This is a genomic window from Kitasatospora atroaurantiaca, assembly GCF_007828955.1.
GTDB lineage: Bacteria > Actinomycetota > Actinomycetes > Streptomycetales > Streptomycetaceae > Kitasatospora > Kitasatospora atroaurantiaca.
This window is the reverse complement of sequence record NZ_VIVR01000001.1, coordinates 4,733,832-4,759,127: the sequence shown is the minus strand read 5'-3', so window position 1 is coordinate 4,759,127 and position 25,296 is coordinate 4,733,832. Positions and strand designations below refer to the sequence as shown.

Genomic DNA, 25,296 nt, shown 5'->3' with positions numbered 1-25,296 from the left:
TCGCCATCATGCCGTCTTGGTGTCCTTGCGGTACAGGTAGGCGGCCGCAGCCACGAAGGCCACCAGGAATCCCGCCATCCCGGCCACCGCTGCGGTGTTGAGGGAGTGGCCCGGCTGAACGAAGGTGGCCAGCTGGTTGTACAGGTAGACCGGGTTGAACTGGGCGAAGTTCTTGAGCGAGCCGCTCACCGGGAACCAGGTGCCGCCGAAGAGGGCCATCAGCATGTAGACGATCATCACGATCGGCTGCACCGCGTCCGGCTGCGCGGCGTACCCGAGGGCGACACCCAGCGCGGCGAAGACGAAGCTGCCGAGCCAGAGCGCACCCGCAAGACCCAGCCACTGCGCGGCGCTGAGCGAGACGCCCTCGATGGCACCGATCGCGAAGACGATCAGGATCGCGGGCAGCGTGGTCACCGCACACGAGGCGATCTTGGCGACGGTGTACGCCCTGCCGGGCAGCGCCGTCAGCCGCAGCTGGCGGACCCAGCCGCTCTTGCGCTCCAGCGAGATCCGCTGCGCACTGCCGGTCAGTACGGCGCCGACCGCGCCGAAGGTGGCCATCGAGACCATGAAGTACGACTTCGCCGGGATGCCGCCCGCCACGTTGCCGCCGTCGTAGGCGCTGATGAAGAAGACGTAAAGCAGGGCCGGGTAGAGGACCGTGAAGAGGAGGTACCGCTTGTTGCGCAGGGTGCGCATGATCTCCAGCTGGATCAGGGTGGTCATCGCGCGCTCTCCTCTTCGGTGTCGGTCTCGTCGTCGGCTTCGCCGGTGATGGTCAGGAAGGCCTGCTCCAGGCCCAGGCTGGTGACCTCCAGGCCGCGCGGGTACAGCCCGGCCTTGTAGAGGCCCGCGACGCCCGCGTCGGCGTCGGTGCTGCGGATCCGTACCGTCCGTACGCCGTCGGCGTGGCCGGTGACGTCCAGGCTCACGGTGCCGGGGAGGGCCCGCAGGGCGGCCTCCTCGAAGAGGCCGTCGGAGGCGTGCAGCTCGAAGGTGATCCGGCGGGCGCCCGCCTTGGCCTTGATCTCGGCGGAGGTACCGTCGGCGATCAGCCGGCCCTTGTGCAGGACGAGGACCCGGTCGGCGATCGAGTCCGCCTCCTCCAGGTAGTGGGTGGCGAAGAGGACCGTGCGTCCCGCGTCGGCCTGGGCGCGCATGGTGGCCCAGAACTGCCGGCGGACGGAGACGTCCATGCCGGTGGTCGGCTCGTCGAGGACGATCAGGTCGTTGGCCCCGGCGATGGCGAGGGCGAAGCGGACCCGCTGTTCCTGGCCGCCGGAGAGCTTGTCGACCTTGCGGTCGGCGATCTCGGTGATGCCGGCGTTGCGCAGCACCTCCTCGACCCGGTGGCCGCGCGGGTGGATGGCGCAGGCGAACTTCACCAGTTCGCGGACCTTGACGTCGCCCATCAGACCGCCGCTCTGCAGCATCGCGCCGACCCGGCCGGCCTCGATGGCCGCGCGCGGGGCGCCGCCGAAGAGCGAGACGCTGCCCCGGTCGGGCTCGCGCAGGCCGAGCAGCAGGTCGAGGCTGCTCGACTTCCCTGCCCCGTTGGGCCCCAGCAGCGCCACCGTCTCGCCGGGGCGCAGCACCAGGTCGAGGCCGTTCACCGCCTTGACCCGGCCGTAGCTCTTGCTGACGTTCCTGAAGGCGGCGACCTCACCGCCCTCGCTCACCCGTGTGCTCATCCGTCCGCGTCCTCTCCTGATCGGCTGATGGCTCAAGATTCCCGCGATCAGGGGGAGCGTCGGCAGTGTGCGCCGTCCCGTCCTCCGTATGACAGATGTCATGCGGGGGACGGGACGACGACGCTCAGAGAGAGCTCTTCAAGAAGTCCACCTGGAGCAGCAGCAGGTTCTCCGCGACCTGCTCCTGCGGGGTCATGTGCGTGACGCCGGAGAGCGGCAGCACGGTGTGCGGGCGGCCGGCTGCGAGCAGGGCGGAGGAGAGGCGCAGGGTGTGCGCGGCCACCACGTTGTCGTCGGCGAGCCCGTGAATGATCATCAGGGGCCGCTCCAGCTTGGGTGCGTCCTCGATCAGCGAGTTGGCGGCGTACACCTCCGGGCGCTCGGCGGGGTGGCCGAGGTAGCGCTCGGTGTAGTGGGTGTCGTAGAGCTGCCAGTCCGTCACGGGTGCGCCGGAGACGGCCGCGTGGAAGACGTCGGGGCGGCGCAGCACCGCTAGCGCGGAGAGGTAGCCGCCGTACGACCAGCCGCGGATGGCGACCCGGCCGAGGTCCAGCGGGAACTCCTCGGCGAGCGCCTGCAGCGCCTCCACCTGGTCGTCCAGGGTGGCCCCGGCGAAGTCGAAGGCGATGGCCTTCTCCCACTCCGGGCTGCGTCCGGGGGTGCCGCGCCCGTCGGCGACGATCACGGCGAAGCCCTGGTCGGCGAACCACTGCGAGGTCAGGTGCGGGTTGTGCGCCTGGACGACCCGCTGGCCGTGCGGCCCGCCGTACGGGTCCATCAGCACCGGCAGTGCCCCGTCGCGCTCGCGGTCGTAGCCGGTGGGCAGGAACACGGCCGTCGGGATCCGTCGCGCGCCCGCGAAGCGGAAGGCCGGCCTGGCGGTGATCAGCGGGGTCTCGGCGCCCGAGGCGATGGTGGCGATCGCCTTGCCGTCGCGGAGCACCTGGACGGTGCTGCCCGCCTGCTCGGCGGAGGTGGTGGAGAGCACCGTGACGCCGCCGGCGTGGACGGCCGAGGCGGCGCCGTCGCCGTTGGGGGCGAACGGGCTGACGCCGTCCCGGTCCGCCTGGAAGAGGCCGGTCCAGCCGGGCGGCAGCTCGGTGTCGGCGGGCCCGGCGGAGGCGGAGAAGAGCACCGCGTCATCGGTGACGGCGAAGACCGACCGGACGTGCAGCGCGTCGCCGGTGACGGCGCGGTCGCCGATCACCAGCGCCCGCACGCCGCCCTCGTCGCTGATCCGGACCAGCTGCCCGTCCGGGGTCCAGGCCGGGACGCCCGGGAAGAGGTCGAGCCAGATCTCGTCCTGCTCCTCCAGCAGCAGCTCGGTGGCCCCCGAGGCGAGGTCGACGGTCCGGATCTGCTGGCTGCGCTGGTCGCGGGCCTGCACCAGCAGCAGCGGCGGGCCACCGGCCGACCAGTGCACCCGGGCCAGGTACGGGAACGCCTCGCGGTCCCACCGCACCTCGGCCCGCGAGCCGTCCAGGCCGAGCAGCCAGAGGCCGACCTCGGCGTTGGGGGTGCCGGCCGCCGGGTACGCGACCTCGGCCGGGGTGCTGCCGGGATTGGCCGGGTCGGCGATCCACCAGCGCTGCACGGGGGCGTCGTCGGCGCGGGCGGCGAGCAGCCGGTCGCTGTCGGGGGACCACCAGTAGCCGCGGTCGCGGTCCATCTCCTCCTGGGCGATGAACTCGGCCTGACCCCACGTCACCCCTTCCTTCTCCGGCTCCGCCAGCGCCCGGTCCTCGCTCCCGTCGGTGCGGCTGAGCCGCAGTTCGCCGGAGGTGGTCGCGTAGGCCACGTACGCGCCGTCGGGCGAGGGCCGCGGGTCCACCAGGGGCCCGGCGGCGGGCAGCTCGCGCGCGGTGCCGGCGACCAGGTCGGCGGTGAAGAGGCGGCCGGAGAGCGCGAAGGCGGCGAGAGCGCCGGCGCCGTCCAGGGCGAAGCCGACGATGCCGGCCGATCCTTCGCGGCTGCGCTCGCGGCGGGCCTTCTCGGCCGGGGAGAGGTCCTCCTCGCCGCCGCCGAGGAGGGCGAGGGGATCGGCCGCGATGCGCTCCCGGCCGGTCCCGGTGTCGAGGGTCCACAGCAGGTTGGCGCGGTCGCTGCCCGAGCGGGAGCGCAGGAAGGCGACCCGGGAGCCGTCGGGTGCGACGGCGAAGGACCGGGGCGCGCCGACGGTGTAGCGCAGGGTGCGCGCGTACTGCCGGGGGAAGGTGTCCGAGGGTGTGTCGGTGCTCATGGCACCAGACCCTAAGGCTTGTGCGCGGCGCCGCTCACTCGTTCGGCGCATCCGCCGGAACTCGCCCCGCAGAGCCCCGGGACCCCCTCCCACCGGGGAATGCGCCCGTCGGACGCCCCCGTGCCCGGGATGTGCGACCTCACGGAAAGTAATGCAATCCTCACCGATCGGGTATCTCTTGAGTCATCGATGCGGAGCCGGAGCGTCCCGTTCATCCGGTGCCGGATCGAGAGCTTGTCCCGCACGTCCCGACCGCCGCCCTCCCCCGAGGGTGGCGCACCCGAGAAGGGGTGCCGTCATGCCTTTGTCCATCTCCGCAGCCGTGCTGATGCTGGTCATCGTGGTGGTGATGATCCGTCGTTCCGGCCTGAAGCTGTCGCACGCGATCGTGTGCGCGCTGCTCGGCTTCTACCTCGCGTCCAGCTCGATCGCGCCGTCGATCCAGCAGGTGACCAGCAACGTGGCAGGGATGATCAATGGCCTGAAGCTCTAGCCCGGCGCCGGTCGCTAGGCTGCTGTCCATGACCGCTGCCGCCGACCAGCCGACCCGCCGCCTGCTGCTGGTGCACGCCCACCCCGACGACGAGTCGATCGGCAACGGCGCCACCATGGCCCGGTACGCCGCCGAGGGCGCCTCGGTCACCCTGGTGACCTGCACCCTCGGCGAGGGCGGCGAGGTGATCCCGCCCGAGCTGGCCCATCTGACGGCCGATCGGGAGGACGCCCTGGGCGAGTACCGGATCGGCGAGCTGGCCTCCGCGATGCGCGAGGTCGGCGTCGCCGATTTCCGCTTTCTGGGCGGGGCCGGGCGCTACCGGGACTCGGGGATGATGGGCGTGCCCGACAACGACGTCCGCCACTGCTTCTGGCAGGCCGACCCGGACGAGGCGGCCGGCCACCTGGTGGCCGTCGTCCGCGAGGTGCGGCCGCAGGTGCTGGCGACGTACGACGAGCAGGGCGGCTACGGCCACCCCGACCACATCCAGGCGCACCGGGTCGCGCTGCGGGCGTACGAGTTGGCCGCCGACGCGGGCTTCCGGCCCGAGCTGGGCGCGCCCTGGCGGATCGCCAAGGTCTACTACAACCGGATGCCGCGCTCGGTGATCGAGCAGGGGCTGGCCGAGACGGCCGCCAAGGCGCCGTTCCCCGGGGTGGCCCAAGTCGGGGACGTGCCGGGGGTGGTGGACGACGAGGTGGTCACCACGGTGATCGACGGTGCGGCGTACGCTGGCGCCAAGGCGGCCGCGATGCGGGCGCACGCCACCCAGATCACCGTCGACGGCGACTTCTTCGCCCTCAGCAACGACCTCGGACAGCCCCTGGTGGCGACCGAGTACTACCAGCTCGTCCACGGTGCTCCCGGGCCCGAGCGGCCCGAGACCGACCTCTTCGCGGGCCTCGGCGCGGAGGTGGTGGCCCGATGAGCCGCAGCCTCCCCGCCAAGGTGCTGGGCAGCCGCAGTGAGCGGCTCTCCGAGCCCCAGCCCCCGCTCGGCGCGCGGATCGCCGCGTATGTGCTGCTCTTCGTGCTCGGTGCGCTGGTGTCGCTGTGCGGATGTTTCGTGCAGGCACTGTGGGCACCGGCCGGGCTGCTGCTGGCCCTGGCCGCGACGGCCGCGGTCTTCTACGGCGGCCTGCGGCTGACCGGGACCAAGCTGGGCGCCGGGGTGCCGATGATCGGCTGGTTCGCGATGCTGCTGGTGCTGATGGCCCCGCGCCCGGAGGGCGACTTCGTCCTGGCAGCCGATCTGACCTCGTACGCCTACATCTTCCTGGGTGCGGTCAGCGGAGTGATCTGCGCCACCCTGCCGACCAGGTACGGCTTCGGATTCGGTGCGCCGGGACCCAAGCGGTGAGCCGTCGGCGACGAGCAGTCAGAGGCCGTCGCCCGTAGTCTCATACCGGAGGAACCCGGACGTATCAGGTTCTATCCGAACCAGTTCGCCCTGCACGTCTTCCCAGTAAGGTGGTGCCGCAGCAGGTCGGCCCCGGTGGGTGCGGACGGAGGACGAGCAGGTACCTTCGCCCAATCGCGAGGCGGGCGGCGTGCCGCAAGCCCACACGTAAAGAAGCTGGTGTCGGAGGGGTTGTCCGGTTCATCGCGCGGCGGCAGTCGCCGCACGACAGCGCTGGCGCCCCACAACCCGCGGTCGCCCGTCCGACGGCGCGGCCGCGAACCCGGAGCAGAGCAGCATTGAGCAGCCGCGAATCTGACAGCGCGTACCCGCCGCCCCGTCGTAAGGGCCCGGACGCCTACCCGTCAGGCACCCCGCCGTACGGCACGGGTGTCCCGAACGGCTTCGGCGCCGACCCCTTCGGTCCGGCCGGTCAGCCCGCGGCGGCCCAGCCAGGGGCGGCCGACGGCGACGACGTACCGAAGACCGAGACCACGCTGACCACCAGGGTCCGGATCAACATCCCCGGCTCCCGGCCGATCCCGCCGGTCGTGGTGCGCAGCACGGTCAAGAACGAGGACGCGCCGGCCGCGCCGGCCGAACCGTCTGGTCCCCGGCACCGCTCGGGAGCTTCGTCCTCGCCCGTGCTCGGGGTGGTCGACGCCGGTTCCCAGAGCTCGACGCCGCCGAACCTGCCGCCCGAGTGGCAGGAGGGCAAGCAGCCCGAGGGCGGCTCCTCGGAGGGCACCGGCGAGTGGTTCCGGCCCCGGCAGAAGACCGGCTCCGGGCCGGCCCCGGTGCCCGCGGGTGCCGGCGCGCCCCGGACGGCTGCCGCGGCCCAGCCCGCACCGACCTCCCGCCCCGCCCAGGAACAGCCGGCTCAGGAGCGCCCCGCTCAGAACCGCCAGGCCTCCGCTCCGCGGCCTTCCGGCGCACCGGCCTCCCCGTTCGCCGCGGGCCGGCAGCCCGGGACGGCCGAGGACCCGTTCGCCGGCAACCCCGGTGCCGGCCGTCGGCCCGGCTTCGGCGCGGGCCCGAGCGGCCCCGGCCCCGGCGGCCCGTCGGGGGATCCGTTCGCGGCCGACCCGTTCGCCACCTCCGGCCCGGGCGCGGCCGACCCGTTCGCCGCCCCCTCGGGTGCGGGCGACCCGTTCCGGCCCGCCGGCGGCGGCGCGGCGCGTCGTCAGCCCGGCCCCCGGCAGCCCCAGCCGCCGCAGGTGGCGGGCGAGCCCGAGGACACCCAGATCGGCGGCTTCGATCCCGTCGGGGACGACTTCCCGCCGGCTGCCATACCCGGCGGCCCGCCCAACGGGAACCTCTTCGGCTCGGCTCCCCCGGCGGCCTCCGGCGCCGACCCGTTCGCGCCGAACCGGCCGGGCGCCGCACAGGACCCCTTCGCCGCCGCCCAGCCGGGCCCCGGCCGCTTCGCCGACGGTCCGTACGAGGCCGCCGCGCCGCTGCGCGAGCCGACCCCGCCGGGCACCGTGCGCCCGGGCCACGTCCGCCCCGACCCCGAGAACGAGATCCTCGACCCCGAGGAGAAGCCCGCCAAGGCCCGTAAGAAGGGCCGCGGGTCCAAGCTGGCCGTGTACGCGGTGGGCGGCCTGCTCTTCGCCGGCGCGGCCGCGTACGGCACCGGTCTGATGCTCAACCAGGCCGACATCCCCAAGGGCACCACGGTGCTCGGCACCGACATCGGCGGTGACACCCGCGACCAGGCGGTCAGCGCGCTGGACGGCTCCGTCGGCAAGGCCGGGCAGCAGCCGGTCAAGCTCAAGATCGGCGAGCAGACGGTCGACCTCGACCCGGCCACGGCTGGTCTGAGCTTCGACACCACGGCCACCGTGGACGCCCTGACCAAGCACAGCTACAACCCGGTCGAGGTGATCGGTTCGCTGGCCGGCGGCAGCAAGGCGGTCGCGCCCGAGGTGAAGGTGGACCGGGCCAAGCTCAAGGCCGCGCTGGACGCGCTGGGTGCCAAGTCCGGCCAGGGCCTGCAGGAGGGCTTCGTCCGCTTCACCGCCGACGGGAAGACCGAGGTGGTACCGGGCAAGGCCGGCCAGGCCGTGGACACCGCCGCCGCCGTGGATCAGGTCGAGCAGGCCTACCGCAGCCGCGCCGCCGGCGAGCAGGACGCCGTACTGACGCTGCCGGTGACCGCCGCTCAGCCCAAGATCTCCGAGGACGCCCTGAAGGCCGCGGCCGACGAGCTCGGCAAGCAGGTGCTCAACGGCAGTGTGATGGTCTGGGCGGGCACCAAGAAGTTCGAGTTCGGCAAGGTCACCGCGAGCAAGGTGCTCACCCTGGTGCCGGACGACTCCGGCAAGGTCGTCCTGAAGTGGGACCTGGACAAGCTGAACGACGCTCTGAACGGCGTGTTCGACAAGTCCAAGTTCAAGAAGAACGGCGCACAGGTCGCGATCACCCCGCAGGACGTCGCGGACGGCATCGCCTCCGTGCTCGACAAGACCGGGACGAAGGACCGCGTGTTCAAGTTCAGCTGATCCGCCGTCAGCTCTCCCGAGGCCGGGGCCTGTTCGCAGGCCCCGGCCTCGTGCGTCCGGGCTCGGCCCGGCTCTGGCGAGTCCTCGCCAATGGCGGTAGATAACCGGACATTCCACCCCGCCCGGCCACCCCCGCCCCCGCGTTACCAATCCTTGATCCGGTGCCCGTCGACAAGCCCGTTTCCCGGTCAGCAAGATGTGCCACCAAGCGAGCCTGGCCCGCTGCCACCCTCGCCTCCGGTCGGGGGCCCCTCATGCCTCTCCTGTAACCCTCGACAGGGAGACCCCCCTTTGAACCAGCCCCGGATCCCGCTCGCCCGCGCCGTCTCGGCCGCGGCCGCCGCGCTCCTGCTCTGCTCCTGCGCCGGCACCGGCGGCGCGGGCGACGGCACCACCGCACCCGCCGTGAACAACGGCGCCCCCAAGATGACCCAGCTGGCCGTCAACGCCAAGGCCCGCAGCCAGCTGAAGCAGGGCGGCACCCTCAACTGGGCGATCGACCAGCTCTCCGCGCAGTGGAACCCGCTGCAGGCGGACGGCTCCGAGGCGTCCACCAACGACGTCATGAAGGCGCTGCTGCCCACCTTCTGGCGCTCGGACGCCGGGGGCACCCAGACCCCCAACAAGGCCTATCTGCTGGACGTCACGGCCGAGACCAGGCGCGGCAAGCAGGTGGTCACCTGGACCCTCAACCCGAAGGCCCACTGGTCCGACGGCAAGCCGATCACCTGGCGGGACGTCGAGGCCACCTGGAAGGCCCTGAACGGTACCGAGAAGGGCTTCAGGACGGCCTCCACCACCGGCTTCGACCAGGTGGAGAGCGTCACCATGGGCGTGGACGACCGCCAGGCCGTGATGACCTTCGCGACCCCCTTCTCGGAGTGGCAGGCGATGTTCAACAACGCCGCCAACGCGCCGCTGCTCCCGGCCGACTACATCGCCACCCCCGAGCTCTTCAACACCTCCTTCCTCGACCGGATCCCGGTCAGTGCGGGGCCGTTCAAGGTGGCGGGTATCGACCGGGACGCGCGGACGGTGACCGTGGTCGCCGACCCCGGCTGGTGGGGGGACAGACCGATGCTGGACCGGATCGTCTTCAAGGCGATCGACACCGGCGCAATGCCCGAGGCCTTCGCCAAGGGCGAGGTCGACTTCTTCAACAACGGCCCCAACGCCGCCGGTTACCGCCGGATCCAGTCCTTGCCGGACGGCGAGGTACGCAAGGCCGGCGGCCCCAACCTGCGCCACCTGCTGCTGAACGGCAAGAGCCCGCAGCTCACCGACGCCAAGGTCCGGCAGGCCCTCTTCCAGGCGATCGACCGCGAGGCGATCACCCGGACCGACCTGGCCGGCCTGGACTGGCCGTACACGCCGATGAACAACCACTTCCTGGTGCCGAACCAGAACGGCTACCGGGACAACTCCGGCGGCCTGAGCCGCTACGATCCCCAGGCGGCTGCGCAGGCCCTGGACGCAGCCGGCTGGAGGCTCGACGGCGACGTCCGCCGCAAGGGCGGCAAGGACCTCGCGCTGCGCTTCGTCATCCCGGCCGGCAACTCCATCGCGCTCAACGAGAGCACGCTGGTCACCCAGCAGCTCGGGAAGGTCGGCATCCGGGTCACGGTCGCGCCCGTGAAGGCGGGCGACTTCTTCGAGCAGTACGTCTACAAGCACGACTTCGACCTGACCGCCTTCGCCTTGCTGGGGACGCCCTTCCCGGCGACCAGCTCGACCGGGAGCTTCCAGCAGGGAGCGGGTTCCAACTACTCCCAGGTGGGCAGTGATGCCCTGGACAGCGCGATGGCCGAGGCCGCCGTGGCCACCAGCGTCGACGGCGAGGACGAGGCCATCAACCGGGCCGATGCCGAGGCCTGGCAGGTGGCGGGACTCGTCCCGCTCTACCAGCGCCCGGCGATCTACGGCGCCCGAAAGAGCGTCGCCAATCTCGGCGCTCCCGGCCTGTCCGACTTCGTCTACGAGAACATCGGCTTCTTGAAGTAGGAGCCGGAAGTAGTCGAGAACGCGGCGAATACTCGCCAGTGGCGTGAAATTGCCAGCAACGGTGGGTGACAACCGATGCGCTTGAATTGGCGCAAGGCGCCCCAAATTCCCGCCGCGCGCCCCCAAAACGGTGCTGTCCGATTATCGGACACACAATTACACCGGACAACTTCGCATGGAACACCCAAATCGGACATCGCGTCTACGCGCGTCACCCGGCCGAACGCCCGAACGGTCTGTCCTGATAGCGGAGTTGCCAAGCTCGAGTTACGGACGCGTGAATCAACTTCGCACGCTTATGTCCGCTTTTGACCGTCTCGCTGACACGCTGTCAAGGAGTGTAGAACTACGAAGTGGTTGACATTCCAACACGAAGCAAGAAATGCACGGCCAGCAACTGAGGAACTCTTGACGTTCGATAAACGACTTGCAAGAGTCCGTGCGATCACCTTTTTGCAGCCGCTACACCCCGGGCGGGAGCTCCAGCACCATGACTAACCCCACTCAGGCCCCGACCGAGGCCGACACTCTCGGGACGGCCGACACCATCAGGCCGACCGACGACGCGTCAGCCCCGGTCTTCCGTGGGCTCTCCCCCGGCCAGCTCATGTGGCGCCGCTTCATGCGCGACCGGACGGGCGTCGTCAGTGCCGTGGTCGTGCTGTTCTTCGTCCTGATCGCCATCGCTGCGCCGCTGATCTCCGTGATCTACGGCAAGGACCCGACGACGACGTACGGGCAGAACAGCCCGGAGCTGCTCACCGACTCGGGGCTGCCGGTCGGCCCCAACGGTGGGATGGACGGCGACTTCTGGTTCGGCCTGGAGCCCGGCCTCGGCCGCGACGTGTTCATGCTGCTGATCTACGGCATCCGCACCTCGCTGCTGATCGCCGTCGTCACCTCGCTGGCCACCACCGTGCTGGGCGTGGCCATCGGTGTCGCGGCCGGCTACCTCGGCGGCAAGACCGACTACTTCGTCGGCCGCGTCATCGACATCCTGATGTCGTTCCCGTCGCAGATCTTCCTGATCGCCACCATGCCGGTGGTCAGCAGCCTGCTGGTGGCCAACAACGAGAAGCAGCCGACCTGGCTGTCGTTCACCGCCGTCACCATCGTCCTGTCGCTGCTCGGCTGGATGGGCCTGGCCCGCATCCTGCGCGCGACCACGCTGTCGCTGCGCGAGCGGGAGTTCATCGAGGCGGCCAAGGTGACCGGGGCCTCGCCGGCCCGCATCATCTTCAAGGAGCTGCTGCCCAACCTGTGGACCCCGATCCTGGTGCAGTCCACCCTGGCGCTCCCGGCCTTCGTGACCGCCGAGGCCGGCCTCTCCTACCTCGGCGTCGGTGTCACCGAGCCCACCCCGGACTGGGGCCGCATGATCGCGGACGCCGCCACGTACCTGCGGACCGACGTCACCTTCCTGCTCTTCCCGGGCCTGGCGATGGTGCTGTTCGTCCTCGCCTTCAACCTGCTCGGCGACTCCGTCCGCGACGCCTTCGACCCGAAGACCAAGCGCTGACGGCCGGCCTTCCTGGTCGAGGCAACCCAGCAGGACCCACAGACTCCGGGGGGATCGGCACGCCCGCCCCGGGCAACCCACCGAATAATCAGGCATCTTCCACACAGGCAGGATGAACATGAACGCTCGTAAGTCACGGCGGCTCGCCGCCGCCGTCATGGTTGTCGGGGCACTGACCGTCACCACGGCCTGCTCCAGCGGCCACTCCAACAGCGACGGCAAGCCGGAGGCGTCGAAGACCAAGGTCGAGGCCACCACCATCACGGTCGGCACCGCCGCCGACTCGACCGGTCCGGCCGTCGCCGAGCCGGGCGCGAAGAAGGGCGGCACGGTCAACATGATCGACCGCGACGACTTCTCGCACCTGGACCCCGCCCAGGTCTACATGAACTACAACAGCGAGGTCTCGCTGCTGCTCACCCGTCAGCTGACGGGCTACAAGTACCTGCCGGACGGCAGCCAGAAGCTGGTCGGCGACCTCGCCACCGACACCGGCACCACCACCGACGGTGGCAAGACCTGGAAGTTCACCCTGAAGGACGGGGTGAAGTGGCAGGACGGCACCCCGATCACCTCGGCGGACGTCAAGTACTCGGTCGAGCGCACCTTCGCGCCGTTCATCAAGTCCGGCCCGACGTACGTCCAGACCTGGCTGACCAACGACAAGTACCGCGACGCGTACCCCGGCCCGTACGAGGGCAAGGAGCTGGACGCGATCAAGACCCCCGACGCCAAGACGGTCGTCTTCACCTTCGCGGACGTCCACCCGGACGCCAACTTCACCCTGGCCATGACCGGTTACGGCGTGGTGCCGAAGGCGCAGGACACCAAGGAGGCGTACGACAAGAAGCCGTTCTCCTCGGGCCCGTACCAGGTCGTCGAGCACGTCACCGACAAGTCGCTGGACCTCGTCCGCAACCCGAACTGGGACGCTGCCACCGACCCGATCCGGAACGCGTACCCGGACAAGTGGCACATGGAGTTCGGCGTCCAGTCGCAGCAGTCGACCGAGCGCTTCATGGCCGACAACGGTGCCGACAAGCTGGCCTTCAGCTTCCACAACCAGGTCCACCCCAGCTTCATCGACCAGGTGAAGGCCGACGAGAAGCTCAAGCCCCGCACGCTCCAGGGCCTGACGCCGTACGTGGACTACTACTACATCAACAACACCCGCATCAAGGACCAGAAGGTCCGCGAGGCCCTGATCCGTGCCTTCCCGCACCAGCAGACCCGTCAGCTGCAGGGTGGCACCAGCTACGGCGACTACGCCACCTCGTACACCAGCCCGACCGTCCTGGGCTACGAGGCGAACGACCAGTACGACATCCTGAAGAAGCCCGAGGGTGACCCGGAGGCGGCCAAGAAGCTGCTCACCGAGGCCAACGCTGTCGGCCAGACGATCGTCTACGCCTACAACAACACCCCGCTCCAGCAGAAGGTCACCGAGGCGATCCGTATCGGCCTCGAGAAGGCCGGCTTCAAGTTCGTCCCGAAGCCGCTCGACGCGAAGACCTACTACGACGCCATCGGCCTCGTGAACAACGAGTACGACCTGTACTGGGGCGGCTGGGGCGCCGACTGGCCGACCGGCTACACCTCGCTGCAGCCGGTGTGGGACGGTGGCGCCATCGCCGACGGTGCGTCCAACTACGCGCACTTCAACGACCCGGCCATCAACCAGGCGATGAAGGACGCGGTCAAGATCGCCGACCCGGTCGCGCAGGGCAAGGCCTGGGCCGCCATCGACAAGCAGGTGCAGGCGAAGGCCGCGTCCATCCCGGACGTGTACCAGCGCTCGCTCAGCCTGTACGGCTCGGGCCTCGGCGGTGTCAAGTTCGACACCCTGTTCGGCCTGCAGTCGCCGCTGAACATCTACGTCAAGTAGTAGTCACCGGCACACCGCAGTAGCCCGCGGTGGGGCACCGGCCTCGACATCCACAGAGGCCGGTGCCCCACCGACCCGGTCCCCTCTGCCCCACCCGCCCTGCTCCGCCCACAGCACTCGCAGCCGGCGCGCCTCGACCAGGAGAGCCCGACCCCATGCTCCGTTTCCTCGTCCGCCGATCCCTCGGCGCACTCGTCATCCTGCTGATCATCAGCATGGTCACCTTCGCGCTGTTCTTCGCCATTCCGGCGGACCCGGCGCGCCTCTCCTGCGGCAAGGTGTGTTCCCCCGACAACCTGGCCCTGATCCGGCACAGCATGGGGCTCGACGAGTCGGTCGCCATGCAGTTCTGGCACTGGTTCAGCGGGATCTTCACCGGCCGTGACTTCGCCGCCGGCCACTGCGACGCCCCCTGCTTCGGGTACTCCTTCGTCAAGCAGGAGATGATCACCGACGTCCTGCTCGACCGGTTCCCGACCACGCTCTCGCTCACCGTCGGCTCGGCAGTGGTCTTCCTGCTCTTCGGTATCGGCACCGGCATGCTGGCCGCCCACAAGCAGGGCAAGGCCCTCGACAAGGTCGCCAGCTCCGCCTCGCTGATCGCCACCTCGATGCAGATCTACGTCGCCGGCCCGCTCGCACTGTGGGCCCTCGTCTACAGCACCGACTGGCTGGACCAGCCCACCTACGTCCCGATCACCGAGGACCCGGTCGGCTGGTTCACCGGCCTGCTCGTCCCGTGGATCGTGCTCTCGCTGATCTGGACCGCCAACTACACCCGTATGACGCGCTCCTCGATGGTCGAGCAGCTCTCCGAGGACTTCGTCCGGACGGCGCGGGCCAAGGGCATGTCCGGCCGCTCGGTCTTCCTCCGCTACGCCTGGCGCGGCGCGATGGGCACCATCGTCACGGTCTTCGGCATCGACCTGGGTGTCCTGCTCGGCGGCGCGATCATCACCGAGACCACCTTCAGCCTGCACGGCCTGGGCCAGCTCGCCATCGGCTCGTACGTCGACTCGGACCTGTCGATGCTGGTCGGCGTCACCATGGTGGCCGCCACCCTGATCGTCGTCTTCAACATCATCGTTGACGCCGCCTACGCTCTGATCGACCCGCGCATCCGCCTGGCCTGACCCGGCCGCCACCCCAGGCCGCCCCAGCCGTTCCGACCTCACGTACCACACCGAGGAGCCCCGTCCATGACCACCCTGGCCAAGTCCGAGGAGGCGGCCGCCCCCAACGGCGGCGACAGCTCGCCCTTCCTCTCAGTCCGCGACCTCTCGGTCCGTTTCAGCACCGAGGACGGCGTGGTCCGGGCCGTGGACAACCTCTCCTTCGAGGTCGAGCAGGGCACCACCCTCGGCATCGTGGGCGAGTCCGGCTCCGGCAAGTCGGTGACCAACCTGGCGATCCTGGGGCTGCACAACCCGGAGAGCACCGACATCACCGGCTCGATCAAGCTGGCCGGCCAGGAGCTGGTCGGCGCGCCGGCCAAGGAGCTGGAGAAGCTCCGCGGCAACACCATGTCGATGATCTTCCAGGACCCGCTGACCGCGCTCTCGCCGTTCCACACCATCGGCAAGCAGATCGGCGAGACCTTCCGCAAGCACACCGGTGCGAGCAAGAAGGAAGCCCGCGACCGCGCGATCGAGATGCTGACCAAGGTCGGCATCCCGCAGCCGACGGTGCGCGTGGACGACTACCCGCACCAGTTCTCCGGCGGTATGCGGCAGCGCGCGATGATCGCCATGTCGCTGGTCTGCAACCCCGCCCTGGTGATCGCGGACGAGCCCACCACGGCCCTGGACGTCACCGTCCAGGCGCAGATCCTCGACCTGCTGAAGGATCTCCAGCAGGAGATGGGCACCGCGATCATCCTGATCACCCACGACCTCGGGGTGGTCGCCAACACCGCCCAGAACATCATGGTGATGTACGCCGGGCGGGCGGTCGAGCGCGGCACCGTGCGCGAGGTGCTGAAGGCTCCTCAGCACCCCTACACCTGGGGCCTGCTCTCCTCGATGCCCAACCTGACCGGCCCGGTCGACGTACCGCTGCGGCCGGTGCGCGGCACCCCGCCGAGCCTGATCAACCTGCCGACCGGCTGCCCGTTCAACCCTCGCTGCGACCACCGCGAGAAGGTCATCGGCGACAAGTGCACCACCGAGCGTCCGCCGCTCTCCCCCGCGACCGGGCACGCCACCGCCTGCCACCTGACCGTCGGGCAGAAGCAGGACATCTTCATCGACCAGATCCAGCCGCGGCTCGGCTGAGAGGGACCGGCGACACACCATGAGCAACGAACTGACCCTCGACAAGCCCAGCAGCCCCGCCCCGGCCGCCGGTGAGCCGCTGCTCCAGCTCTCCGGGCTGCAGAAGCACTTCCCGGTGATGGACGGCTTCCTGTTCAAGCGCCAGGTCGGCGCCGTGCACGCGGTGGACGGCATCGACCTGACCGTGCGCGCCAACGAGTCGGTGGGCCTGGTCGGCGAGTCCGGCTGCGGCAAGTCCACCACCGGCCGTCTGGTGACCCGGCTGCTGGAGCCCACGGCCGGCACGCTGACTTACGCCGGGCAGGACATCACCCACGCCTCGCGCAAGCAGCTGGCGCCGATCCGGTCCGAGATCCAGATGATCTTCCAGGACCCGTACTCCTCGCTGAACCCGCGTCAGACCGTCGGAGCCATCATCGGCGCGCCGATGGAGATCAACGGCATCAACCCGGCGGGCGGCATCCAGAAGCGGGTGCAGGAGCTGCTGGAGACCGTCGGTCTCAACCCGGAGCACTACAACCGCTTCCCGCACGAGTTCTCCGGCGGTCAGCGCCAGCGCATCGGCGTCGCCCGCGCGCTCTCGCTCTCCCCGAAGCTGATCGTCGCCGACGAGCCGGTCTCGGCCCTGGACGTCTCCATCCAGGCCCAGGTGGTCAACCTGCTGCAGCAGCTGCAGAAGGACCTCGGGATCGCGTTCCTGTTCATCGCGCACGACCTCGCGGTGGTCCGGCACTTCTCGCAGCGCGTCGCGGTGATGTACCTCGGCAAGATCGTCGAGATCGCCGACCGCACGTCGCTGTACGAGAGCCCCCGGCACCCGTACACCCACGCGCTGCTGTCCGCCGTGCCCGAGGCCGACCCGGACGACAACCGCGAGCGCATCCGGCTGACCGGTGACGTCCCGTCGCCGATCAACCCGCCGACGGGCTGCCGCTTCCGTACCCGCTGCTGGAAGGCGCAGGACAAGTGCGCCACGGAGGAGCCGCCGCTCGTGCAGCTCTCCGGCAACGCCGACGGTCACCTGACCGCCTGTCACTTCCCGGAGGACGGCACTACGACGGCCGTTCCCGAGCAGCGTGACTCCAAGAACTGACCAGGTATCTGGTTAGGCGCGCACCCCGCAATCAGGGCCCCTCGAAGCAGCTGCTTCGAGGGGCCCTGACGCGTTACTCGGCCTCCGGCTCGGCCTCGCGCTCACTCTCGCGTTGGGCTCTGGCCTGTGCGGCGCGTTCCTCCGCACTGAGCTCGATCTCCCGCTCCTCGGCGAAGTGGCAGGCCGAGTCGTGCGCCGCCGGCCCCTTGAGCCAGTCGTGCACGATCAGGGCCGGCACCTCCACCGTGCACCTGTCCTGCGCCTTCCAGCAGCGGGTGCGGAAGCGGCAGCCGGACGGCGGGTTGGCCGGCGAGGGGACGTCACCGGCCAGCACGATCCGGTCCCGCTGATCCCGCGCCGACGGGTCGGGCACCGGCACGGCGGAGAGCAGCGCCTGGGTGTACGGGTGGGTGGCGTGCTCGTAGATCTGCTCGTCGCTGCCGATCTCGACCATCTTGCCGAGGTACATCACGCCGACGCGGTCGGAGATGTGCCGGACGATCGAGAGGTCGTGCGCGATGAACATGTACGACAGCTCGAAGTCCTTCTGGAGCTGCTCGAGCAGGTTGATCACCTGGGCCTGCACCGAGACGTCCAGGGCCGACACCGGCTCGTCGCAGATGATGATCTCGGGCTTGAGCGCCAGACCGCGGGCGATGCCGATGCGCTGGCGCTGGCCGCCGGAGAACTGGTGCGGGTACCGGTTGATGTACTCCGGATTCAGGCCCACGACGTCCAGCAGATCCTGCACGGCCTTGCGGCGGTCACCCTTCGGCGCCACCTCCGGGTGGATCTCGTACGGCTCGCCGATGATGTCGCCCACCGTCATCCGGGGGTTCAGCGAGGTGTACGGGTCCTGGAAGACCATCTGGATGTTCCGGCGAACGGCCTTCAGCGCAGCGCCCGAGAGCTTGGAGATCTCCTCGCCCTTGTACCTCACCGAGCCGCTGGTGGCGGGCTCCAGGTTCATCAGCACCTTGGCCAGCGTCGACTTGCCGCAGCCCGACTCGCCGACGATGCCGAGGGTCTCACCCTTGATCAGGTCGAACGAGACCCCGTCCACCGCCTTGACCGCACCGACCACCTTCTTGATGACGATGCCCTTGGTCAACGGGAAGTGCTTGACCAGCTCGCGGACCTCCAGGATAGGCTCACCGCCTGACACCTTCTGCTTGAACGCGATCTCCTCCGGCACCGGGGCACCCAGTGCGCTGGACCCGTTATTCGTCATGGAGGGTCTCCTTCCAGAAGAAGCAGGCACTGCCGCGCCCGGCCAGCTCCGCCCCGTCGTCCTCGGTGACCTGGAACAGCTTCGGCACCTCCTGGCGGCAGATCTCCTGGGCACGCGGGCAGCGCGGGTTGAAGGCGCAGCCCGGCGGGATCCGCAGCAGGTTGGGTGGCAGCCCCTTGATCGCGTAGAGCTCCTCGCCCTTCTGGTCCAGCCGCGGGATGGAGTCCAGCAGGCCGCGGGTGTACGGGTGCGCGGGGCGCGCGTACAGCTCGTGGACGGGGGCGGTCTCGACGATCCGGCCGGCGTACATCACCGCGATCTTGTCCGCGACGTCGGCGACCACGCCGAGGTCGTGGGTGATCAGGATCAGACCCATGTGGTACTCGGCCTGGAGCTCGGCCAGCAGGTCCATCACCTGCGCCTGGACGGTCACGTCCAGCGCGGTGGTGGGCTCGTCCGCGATGATCAGGTCCGGCTCCAGGGCCAGCGCCATCGCGATCATGATGCGCTGACGCATACCCCCCGAGAACTGGTGCGGGTAGTCACCCACCCGCTGAGCCGCGGCAGGGATGCGCACCCGGTCCATCAGCTCGATGGCCTTCGCCTTGGCCTCCTTGCGGGAGACGCCCTGGTGCACCCGGTACATCTCGCCGAGCTGCGCGCCGACGGTGTGCACGGGGTTGAGGGAGGAGAGTGCGTCCTGGAAGATCATCGCCATCTGCGACCCGCGGATCTTCCGGCGCTCCTCAGTGCCGAGCTTGAGCAGATCCCGGCCCTTGAACATGACCTCGCCGCCGGTGATGTGGCCGGGCGGGCTGTCCAGAATGCCCATGATCGCCTGCGCCGTGACGGACTTGCCGGACCCGGACTCGCCCAGGACGGCGAGGGTCTCCCCTGCGCGGACCGAGTAGTCGACCCCGTTGACGGCCTTGGCCACGCCGTCCCGGGTCCGGAACTCCACGTGCAGGTCGCGGACGTCGAGCAGGAGCGCGTCCGGGGAGTCGGCGGCGGCTCCTCGCGGATCGGGCTGCGTGCTGCTCACGCTGGTACTCATTGAAGGCCTCTCTCAGCGCAGCTTGGGGTCGAGCGCGTCGCGCACCGCGTCGCCGAGCATGATGAACGCCAGCACGGTGAGGCTGAGCGCACCGGCCGGGTAGAGCAGCATGTGGGGCGCGTTGCGGAAGGTCGCCGAGGCCGACGAGATGTCGATGCCCCAGGAGACCGTCGGCGGTTTGAGGCCCACGCCGAGGAAGCTCAGGGTGGCCTCCAGAGCGATGTAGGTGCCCAACGCGATGGTGGCGACGACGATGATCGGCGCGACCGCGTTGGGCAGGATGTGGCGCAGCATCAGTCTCGAGTTGCCGGCGCCCAGCGCTCTGGCGGCCGTGACGTAGTCCTGCTGTTTGGCTGTGATGACGGCGCCTCGGCCGATGCGGGCCAGCTGCGGCCAGCCGAGGACCACGATGAACGCCACCACGATCCAGATCGACCGGCTCGGGATCACCGACAGGAAGACCAGACCGCCGAGCAGGATCGGGATGCCGAAGAAGATGTCGGCGACCCGGGAGATGACCGAGTCGCCCCAGCCGCCGAAGAAGCCGGCCAGCCCGCCGAGCACGGTGCCGACCAGGGCCGCGCCGAGGGTGGCGCAGACGCCCACGGTGATGGACGCCCGGGCGCCGTGGATCGTACGGGAGTAGACGTCGCAGCCCTGGGTGTCGTAGCCGAACGGGTGACCCGACTCGGCGCCCTGCTGGGACTTCGACAGGTCGCACTTCAGCGGGTCCGTCGAGGTGAAGAGGCCCGGCCAGATCGCCATGACGACCAGGAAGATGATCAGCAGACCGGAGATGATGAAGATGGGGTTGCGCCGCAGGTCGCGCCAGGCGTCCTGCCAGAGACTGCGTGCCACCACCCGCTCGTCGCTCGCGGCGACCTCCGGCTCGTCCTTCAGGCGCTCCGCTTTGATTAAGGTCTGACCTTCCATCGTGCCGAGGTCGAACGTCCGGCTCTCGACCGCGCTCGGCATCTCCTCCTCTTCGGTACCGGCGTCCGCCAGCGGGTCCGAGTGGTTGTACTTCTCCTGGTCAGGCATAACGGATCCTCGGGTCCAGGACCGCGTAGAGCAGGTCGACGAGCAGGTTGGCCGCCAGGTAGATGATGATCAGGATGGTCACGAAGCCGACCACCGTGTTGGTGTTCTGCCGGACGATCCCCTGGTAGAGGTAGTAGCCCACGCCGTGGATGTTGAAGATGCGCTCGGTCACCAGGGCGCCACCCATCAGCGCGCCGAGGTCGGCACCGAGGAAGGTGACGACCGGGATCAGCGAGTTGCGCAGCAGATGGTTGACCACGACCCGGCGGCGCGGGAGGCCCTTGGCCGTGGCTGTGCGCACGTAGTCGGCCTTGGAGTTCTCGGCAACGGTGGTCCGGGTGAGTCTGGCGACGTACGCGAGCGAGACCGAGGCCAGCACGATGGCGGGCAGGATCAGCGAGTCGAGGGTCAGATCCTCACCGGCCGTCGCGGGGAAGATGTCCCACTTCACGCCGAACAGGTACTGGAGCACGTAGCCGGTGACGAAGGTGGGGATGGAGATGACCACCAGGGTGAGGATCAGCACGCCGTTGTCCGACCACCCGCCGCGGCGGAGCCCGCTGATGAGGCCGAAGCCGACACCGAAGATCACCTCGATCGTGAAGGCCACCGCGGTGAGCTTGATCGTCGCCGGGTAGGCGATGGCCAGCAGTGAGGTGACCGACTGACCGTTGAAGGTGTTCCCGAAGTCCCAGGTGAAGAGCTTGCTCATGTACTTGAGGTACTGGAGCCACAGGGGGTCGTTCAGGTTGTACTGCTCGCGGATCTGCTCCGCGATGGCCGGGTCGGGGGCCCGGTCGCCGAAGAGCGCGTTCACCGGGTCGCCGAGCGCGTGGACCATGACGAAGATGAGGAAGGTACTCCCGATGAACACCGGGATCATCTGGAGCAGGCGTCTGATGACGTAGCGTCCCATGCGAACCTCCAGCGGGCCGGAAAGGCGGCGGCCGGACCCGGTGGGCCCAGCCGCCGCCGCCGACTACTTGACGGTGATCTGGTTGTAGACCGGGACGCTGAACGGGTTCAGCAGCACGTTCGAGACCTTGGAGGACCAGCCCACGGTGCCGTTCTGGTACCAGAGCGGGATCGCCGGAAGGTCGGTGATCAGCAGCTTCTCGGCATCCTGGAACTGACCGACCGCAGCCGTCTCGTCCGGGTTCGCGTTGGCCTGGTTCACCAGGCTGTCGAACTGCGGGTTGCTGTAGTGCGAGTCGTTGGAGGAGGCATTGGTGGTGTACAGCGGCTGGAGGAAGTTCTGGATCAGCGGGTAGTCCATCTGCCAGCCGGTACGGAAGGCGCCGGTCATCTGCTTGGTGGTGATCTGGTTGCGGAAGTCCGCGAAGGTGCCGACCGGACGGCCGACGCACGAACTGGTGTTGCCCATGGCGTTGTTGATGCTGTTGCAGACCGCGTCGACCCACTCCTTGTGCGGGCCGTCGGCGTTGTAGCTGATCGTCAGCTGTCCGCCGGGGATGCCGCCGCCCTGCTCGATCAGCTGCTTGGCCTTGGCCGCGTTGAAGGTGCAGACGTCACCGCAGAGGCCCTCCTTGTAGCCGCCCGCGGCACCCAGCACCGGCGAGGTCCAGTCGGTGGCCGGGGTACGGGTTTGGTTGAAGACCACCTTGGTGATGGTGGGCCGGTCGATCGCCATCGAGATCCCCTGGCGGACCATCGCCGCTCCGGGGGTGCTCCACTGCGGCTGGTACAGCGGGAAGGAGATGGTCTGGATGATGCCGGCGGGGGTGTTGAGGAAGCGGCCGTTGAGGTCGGTCTCAATGGTCTTCAGCGCACTGTTCGGGATGCCGTTGTCGACGTCCAGGTTGCCCGCCTGGAGGTCGGCGTACGCGGCGTTGGTGTCCGTGTAGACCTTGAGGTCGACGCCGCCGTTCGCGGGCTTGTCCGTGCCGCTGTAGCCGCTGAACGGACGCAGCTGCATGGACGAGCTCTTGGTCCAGGAGGTGATCTCGTACGGACCGTTGCCGACCGGCTTGTTGAGGTATGCCGCATGGTCGGAGAAGAAGCTCGCGGGCAGCGGGAAGTACGCCGAGTACCCGAGGGTTGCGGGCCAGGTGGAGAACTTCTGGGTGAGCGTGGCGGTGAAGGTGTTGTCGTCGACGACCTTGAGGCCGGACAGGGTCTGCGCCGTGGGATTACCGGACGCAGGCGCCACCTGATCGAAGCCCTGGATGTACCTGAAGAAGCTGCTGCCGAGCTGCTTGTTGGTGGACAGCGCGCCGTAGTTCCACGCGTTCACGTAGGAGCTGGCGGTCACCGTCGTGCCGTCGCTGAACTTCCAGCCCGGCTTGAGCTTGACGGTCCAGGTCTGCTGGTCGGTCGAGGTGATCGAGTCTGCGTTGGCGTTACTGGGTTTGCTGGTCTTGGGGTCGTAGGCGACCAGACCCGTGAAGATCATGTTGAGGACCGCGCCGCCGTTCACCTCGTTGGTGTTCGCCGGCTCGAGCGGGTTCTGCGGGTCACCCCACCACGCCCGGACGATGCCGCCGCCACCACCGCTGGCGCTACCGCCCCCGCCACTGCTCTTACTGCTGCTGCACCCGGTGGCCACCAGAGCCACCGACGTCGCCACGATCACGGCCCAGCGCACTCGGGTGGCTGCAGGCATGGAAGACCTCCTCGGGATGTGTAACGCATCACACCCCATGAGAAGCGCGCGCTTGCGGCGGCGCGACCGTTGTGCGTCCGGATGGGTGGAGGGAGGACGCCGAAGGGCCCGCAGCAGGTGAACGCTGTGGGCCCTTCGGGATGAGGCAGGGTCAGACCGTGGCGGGAACGCGCTCCGCCGCGCTCTGCCCGTTGTCGCGCTCCGCCGCGAAGTGGCAGGCCGACTCGTGCTTGGCCGGGCCGCTCAGCACCTCCGGCACCGCCAGCAGCGGGACCTCGGTCGAGCAGCGCTCCTCCGCCTTCCAGCAGCGGGTGCGGAAGCGGCAGCCGGACGGCGGGTTGGCCGGCGAGGGGATGTCCCCGGAGAGGACGATCCGGTCGCGGGTCTCGCGCGCCGTCGGGTCCGGCACCGGCACGGCCGAGAGCAGCGCCTGGGTGTACGGGTGGGTGGCGTGCTCGTAGATCTGCTCGTCGCTGCCGATCTCGACCATCTTGCCGAGGTACATCACGCCGACGCGGTCGGAGATGTGCCGGACGATCGAGAGGTCGTGCGCGATGAACATGTACGACAGCTCGAAGTCCTTCTGGAGCTGCTCGAGCAGGTTGATCACCTGGGCCTGCACCGAGACGTCCAGGGCCGACACCGGCTCGTCGCAGATGATGATCTCGGGCTTGAGCGCCAGACCGCGGGCGATGCCGATGCGCTGACGCTGACCGCCCGAGAACTGGTGCGGGTACCGGTTGATGTACTCCGGATTCAGGCCCACGACGTCCAGGAGATCCTGGACGGCCTTGCGGCGGTCGCCCTTCGGCGCCACCTCCGGGTGGATCTCGTAGGGCTCGCCGATGATGTCGCCCACCGTCATCCGGGGGTTCAGCGAGGTGTACGGGTCCTGGAAGACCATCTGGATGTTCCGGCGAACGGCCTTCAGCGCAGCGCCCGAGAGCTTGGAGATGTCCTCGCCCTTGTAGAGCACCTGGCCGGCGGTGGCCCGCTCCAGGTTCATCAGGACCTTGGCCAGCGTGGACTTGCCACAGCCGGACTCGCCGACGATGCCCAGGGTCTCGCCGGGCATCAGCTCGAAGCTGATCCCGTCGACCGCCTTGACCGCGCCGACCTGCTTCTTGAAGAGGATGCCCTGGCTCAGCGGGTAGTGCTTGACCAGGTCCTTGACCTCCAGGATCGGCTCAGCCATGGAGGGTCTCCTTCCAGAGGTGGCAGGCGCTGCGGCGGCCGGCGAGCTCGGCACCGTCCTTGTCCATGACCTGGTGCAGCGCGGGGATCTCGGTGCGGCAGAGGTCGGTGGCCGCCTCGCAGCGCGGGTTGAACGCACAGCCGGCCGGGACCTTGAGCAGGTTCGGCGGCAGGCCCTTGATCGCGTAGAGCTCTTCGCCCTTCTGGTCCAGGCGCGGGATCGAGCGGAGCAGGCCCTTGGTGTAGGGGTGCGCCGGGTTGGCGTACAGCTCGTGGACGGGGGCGGTCTCGACGATCCGGCCGGCGTACATCACCGCGATCTTGTCCGCGACGTCGGCGACCACGCCGAGGTCGTGGGTGATCAGGATCAGACCCATGTGGTACTCGGCCTGGAGCTCGGCCAGCAGGTCCATCACCTGCGCCTGGACGGTGACATCCAGGGCGGTGGTGGGCTCGTCCGCGATGATCAGGTCCGGCTCCAGGGCCAGCGCCATCGCGATCATGATGCGCTGACGCATACCGCCCGAGAACTGGTGCGGGTAGTCACCCACCCGCTGAGCCGCGGCAGGGATGCGCACCCGGTCCATCAACTCGATGGCCTTCGCCTTGGCCTCCTTGCGGGAGGCACCCTGGTGCACCCGGAACATCTCGCCGAGCTGGTAGCCCACGCTGAGCACGGGGTTGAGCGAGGACAGCGCGTCCTGGAAGATCATCGCGATCTTGCGGCCGCGGATCTTCCGGCGCTCCTCGTTGGACATCTTGAGCATGTCCTGGCCGCGGAAGAGGATCTCGCCCGAGGTGATGCGCCCCGGGGGCATGTCCAGGATGCCCATGATGGTCTGCGCGGTGACGGACTTGCCGGACCCGGACTCGCCGAGCACTGCGAGCGTCTCGCCCGCCGCGACCGAGTAGTTCACGCCGTTGACGGCCTTGGCGATGCCGTCGCGGGTCTTGAACTCCACGTGCAGGTCGCGGACTTCGAGCAGCGGGGTGCCGGGGACGAGCCGATCGGTCGTCTCGGCCTTCTCAATGACGGTGGTCATGGTGTTCT

20 protein-coding genes are annotated in these 25,296 nt (G+C 69.4%); 10 read left to right on the top strand and 10 right to left on the bottom strand.

Going from position 1 to position 25,296, the window contains the following annotated elements; all coding sequences use genetic code 11:
- Nucleotides 1-6: 6 nt before the first annotated feature.
- The 3 genes from FB465_RS21805 to FB465_RS21795 form a co-directional block, all read right to left on the bottom strand.
- Entirely contained in the window at nt 7-729 is a 723-nt protein-coding gene (locus tag FB465_RS21805; RefSeq protein ID WP_145793023.1) for an ABC transporter permease, read from the bottom strand.
- A complete protein-coding gene (locus FB465_RS21800) occupies nt 726-1,694 on the bottom strand; it encodes an ABC transporter ATP-binding protein (RefSeq protein ID WP_145793021.1) in 969 nt (322 codons plus the stop codon). The genes FB465_RS21805 and FB465_RS21800 overlap by 4 nt, the downstream gene beginning before the upstream one ends.
- Before the next feature lie 124 nt (nt 1,695-1,818).
- Nucleotides 1,819-3,933: a S9 family peptidase gene (locus FB465_RS21795; RefSeq protein ID WP_145793019.1), complete on the bottom strand. Its 2,115-nt coding sequence runs from the start codon at nt 3,931-3,933 to the stop codon at nt 1,819-1,821.
- 298 nt (nt 3,934-4,231) lie between these two features.
- On the opposite strand from FB465_RS21795, the gene FB465_RS21790 reads away from it, so the two are divergent.
- The 10 genes from FB465_RS21790 (at nt 4,232) to FB465_RS21745 (ending at nt 17,102) form a co-directional block, all read left to right on the top strand.
- A complete protein-coding gene (locus tag FB465_RS21790; protein ID WP_145793018.1) occupies nt 4,232-4,426 on the top strand; it encodes a DUF2304 family protein in 195 nt (64 codons plus the stop codon).
- Nucleotides 4,427-4,454: 28 nt separating this feature from the next.
- On the top strand, nt 4,455-5,357 hold the full coding sequence (gene mshB / locus FB465_RS21785) for an N-acetyl-1-D-myo-inositol-2-amino-2-deoxy-alpha-D-glucopyranoside deacetylase (RefSeq protein ID WP_145793016.1): 903 nt from the start codon (nt 4,455-4,457) through the stop codon (nt 5,355-5,357).
- Entirely contained in the window at nt 5,354-5,788 is a 435-nt protein-coding gene (locus FB465_RS21780) for a DUF6113 family protein (protein ID WP_145793014.1), read from the top strand. Before mshB ends, FB465_RS21780 begins: the two co-directional genes overlap by 4 nt.
- 338 nt (nt 5,789-6,126) lie before the next feature.
- On the top strand, nt 6,127-8,331 hold the full coding sequence (locus tag FB465_RS21775; RefSeq protein WP_211785831.1) for a peptidoglycan binding domain-containing protein: 2,205 nt from the start codon (nt 6,127-6,129) through the stop codon (nt 8,329-8,331).
- Between the two features lie 291 nt (nt 8,332-8,622).
- The gene (locus tag FB465_RS21770) at nt 8,623-10,332 is read left to right on the top strand and encodes an ABC transporter family substrate-binding protein (RefSeq protein WP_145793011.1); all 1,710 of its coding nucleotides are present in this window, start codon (nt 8,623-8,625) and stop codon (nt 10,330-10,332) included.
- 490 nt (nt 10,333-10,822) lie between these two features.
- On the top strand, nt 10,823-11,851 hold the full coding sequence (locus tag FB465_RS21765) for an ABC transporter permease (protein WP_145793009.1): 1,029 nt from the start codon (nt 10,823-10,825) through the stop codon (nt 11,849-11,851).
- 118 nt (nt 11,852-11,969) lie between these two features.
- Entirely contained in the window at nt 11,970-13,736 is a 1,767-nt protein-coding gene (locus tag FB465_RS21760) for an ABC transporter substrate-binding protein (protein WP_145793007.1), read from the top strand.
- Between the two features lie 155 nt (nt 13,737-13,891).
- Nucleotides 13,892-14,869: an ABC transporter permease gene (locus tag FB465_RS21755; protein WP_145793006.1), complete on the top strand. Its 978-nt coding sequence runs from the start codon at nt 13,892-13,894 to the stop codon at nt 14,867-14,869.
- A gap of 66 nt (nt 14,870-14,935) precedes the next feature.
- Complete coding sequence (locus tag FB465_RS21750) at nt 14,936-16,009, top strand: ABC transporter ATP-binding protein (RefSeq protein WP_145793004.1); 1,074 nt, start codon at nt 14,936-14,938, stop codon at nt 16,007-16,009.
- Between the two features lie 19 nt (nt 16,010-16,028).
- A complete protein-coding gene (locus tag FB465_RS21745; RefSeq protein ID WP_145793002.1) occupies nt 16,029-17,102 on the top strand; it encodes an ABC transporter ATP-binding protein in 1,074 nt (357 codons plus the stop codon).
- A 73-nt stretch (nt 17,103-17,175) separates the two neighbouring features.
- Here the strand turns inward: FB465_RS21745 and FB465_RS21740 are convergent, their stop codons facing one another.
- The 7 genes from FB465_RS21740 to FB465_RS21710 all read right to left on the bottom strand — a co-directional run bounded on the left by FB465_RS21740 (nt 17,176) and on the right by FB465_RS21710 (nt 25,288).
- Nucleotides 17,176-18,333, bottom strand: a complete 1,158-nt coding sequence (locus FB465_RS21740; RefSeq protein WP_145793000.1) for an ABC transporter ATP-binding protein — start codon at nt 18,331-18,333, stop codon at nt 17,176-17,178.
- Complete coding sequence (locus tag FB465_RS21735; RefSeq protein ID WP_145792999.1) at nt 18,323-19,387, bottom strand: ABC transporter ATP-binding protein; 1,065 nt, start codon at nt 19,385-19,387, stop codon at nt 18,323-18,325. Before FB465_RS21735 ends, FB465_RS21740 begins: the two co-directional genes overlap by 11 nt.
- 12 nt (nt 19,388-19,399) lie before the next feature.
- Nucleotides 19,400-20,428, bottom strand: a complete 1,029-nt coding sequence (locus tag FB465_RS21730; RefSeq protein WP_425461200.1) for an ABC transporter permease — start codon at nt 20,426-20,428, stop codon at nt 19,400-19,402.
- Nucleotides 20,421-21,344, bottom strand: coding sequence for an ABC transporter permease (locus tag FB465_RS21725; RefSeq protein WP_145792997.1), 924 nt, complete (start codon nt 21,342-21,344; stop codon nt 20,421-20,423). The genes FB465_RS21730 and FB465_RS21725 overlap by 8 nt, the downstream gene beginning before the upstream one ends.
- Nucleotides 21,345-21,407: 63 nt before the next feature.
- Nucleotides 21,408-23,051, bottom strand: a complete 1,644-nt coding sequence (locus tag FB465_RS21720; protein WP_145792995.1) for a peptide ABC transporter substrate-binding protein — start codon at nt 23,049-23,051, stop codon at nt 21,408-21,410.
- 151 nt (nt 23,052-23,202) lie between these two features.
- On the bottom strand, nt 23,203-24,246 hold the full coding sequence (locus tag FB465_RS21715) for an ABC transporter ATP-binding protein (protein WP_145792994.1): 1,044 nt from the start codon (nt 24,244-24,246) through the stop codon (nt 23,203-23,205).
- Entirely contained in the window at nt 24,239-25,288 is a 1,050-nt protein-coding gene (locus tag FB465_RS21710) for an ABC transporter ATP-binding protein (RefSeq protein ID WP_145792992.1), read from the bottom strand. The genes FB465_RS21715 and FB465_RS21710 overlap by 8 nt, the downstream gene beginning before the upstream one ends.
- Between the last annotated feature and the right edge of the window lie 8 nt (nt 25,289-25,296).

Excerpts from the sequence above, each read along its gene's own strand:
- FB465_RS21720 (WP_145792995.1), bottom strand. The coding sequence starts at position 23,051 with ATGCCTGCAGCCACCCGAGTGCGCTGGGCCGTGATCGTGGCGACGTCG.
- FB465_RS21715 (WP_145792994.1), bottom strand. The coding sequence starts at position 24,246 with ATGGCTGAGCCGATCCTGGAGGTCAAGGACCTGGTCAAGCACTACCCG.
- FB465_RS21735 (WP_145792999.1), bottom strand. The coding sequence starts at position 19,387 with ATGAGTACCAGCGTGAGCAGCACGCAGCCCGATCCGCGAGGAGCCGCC.
- FB465_RS21730 (WP_425461200.1), bottom strand. The coding sequence starts at position 20,428 with ATGCCTGACCAGGAGAAGTACAACCACTCGGACCCGCTGGCGGACGCC.
- FB465_RS21755 (WP_145793006.1), top strand. The coding sequence starts at position 13,892 with ATGCTCCGTTTCCTCGTCCGCCGATCCCTCGGCGCACTCGTCATCCTG.
- FB465_RS21725 (WP_145792997.1), bottom strand. The coding sequence starts at position 21,344 with ATGGGACGCTACGTCATCAGACGCCTGCTCCAGATGATCCCGGTGTTC.
- FB465_RS21780 (WP_145793014.1), top strand. The coding sequence starts at position 5,354 with ATGAGCCGCAGCCTCCCCGCCAAGGTGCTGGGCAGCCGCAGTGAGCGG.
- FB465_RS21750 (WP_145793004.1), top strand. The coding sequence starts at position 14,936 with ATGACCACCCTGGCCAAGTCCGAGGAGGCGGCCGCCCCCAACGGCGGC.
- FB465_RS21805 (WP_145793023.1), bottom strand. The coding sequence starts at position 729 with ATGACCACCCTGATCCAGCTGGAGATCATGCGCACCCTGCGCAACAAG.
- FB465_RS21710 (WP_145792992.1), bottom strand. The coding sequence starts at position 25,288 with ATGACCACCGTCATTGAGAAGGCCGAGACGACCGATCGGCTCGTCCCC.
- mshB (WP_145793016.1), top strand. The coding sequence starts at position 4,455 with ATGACCGCTGCCGCCGACCAGCCGACCCGCCGCCTGCTGCTGGTGCAC.
- FB465_RS21790 (WP_145793018.1), top strand. The coding sequence starts at position 4,232 with ATGCCTTTGTCCATCTCCGCAGCCGTGCTGATGCTGGTCATCGTGGTG.
- FB465_RS21740 (WP_145793000.1), bottom strand. The coding sequence starts at position 18,333 with ATGACGAATAACGGGTCCAGCGCACTGGGTGCCCCGGTGCCGGAGGAG.
- FB465_RS21765 (WP_145793009.1), top strand. The coding sequence starts at position 10,823 with ATGACTAACCCCACTCAGGCCCCGACCGAGGCCGACACTCTCGGGACG.
- FB465_RS21795 (WP_145793019.1), bottom strand. The coding sequence starts at position 3,933 with ATGAGCACCGACACACCCTCGGACACCTTCCCCCGGCAGTACGCGCGC.
- FB465_RS21760 (WP_145793007.1), top strand. The coding sequence starts at position 11,970 with ATGAACGCTCGTAAGTCACGGCGGCTCGCCGCCGCCGTCATGGTTGTC.
- FB465_RS21745 (WP_145793002.1), top strand. The coding sequence starts at position 16,029 with ATGAGCAACGAACTGACCCTCGACAAGCCCAGCAGCCCCGCCCCGGCC.
- FB465_RS21800 (WP_145793021.1), bottom strand. The coding sequence starts at position 1,694 with ATGAGCACACGGGTGAGCGAGGGCGGTGAGGTCGCCGCCTTCAGGAAC.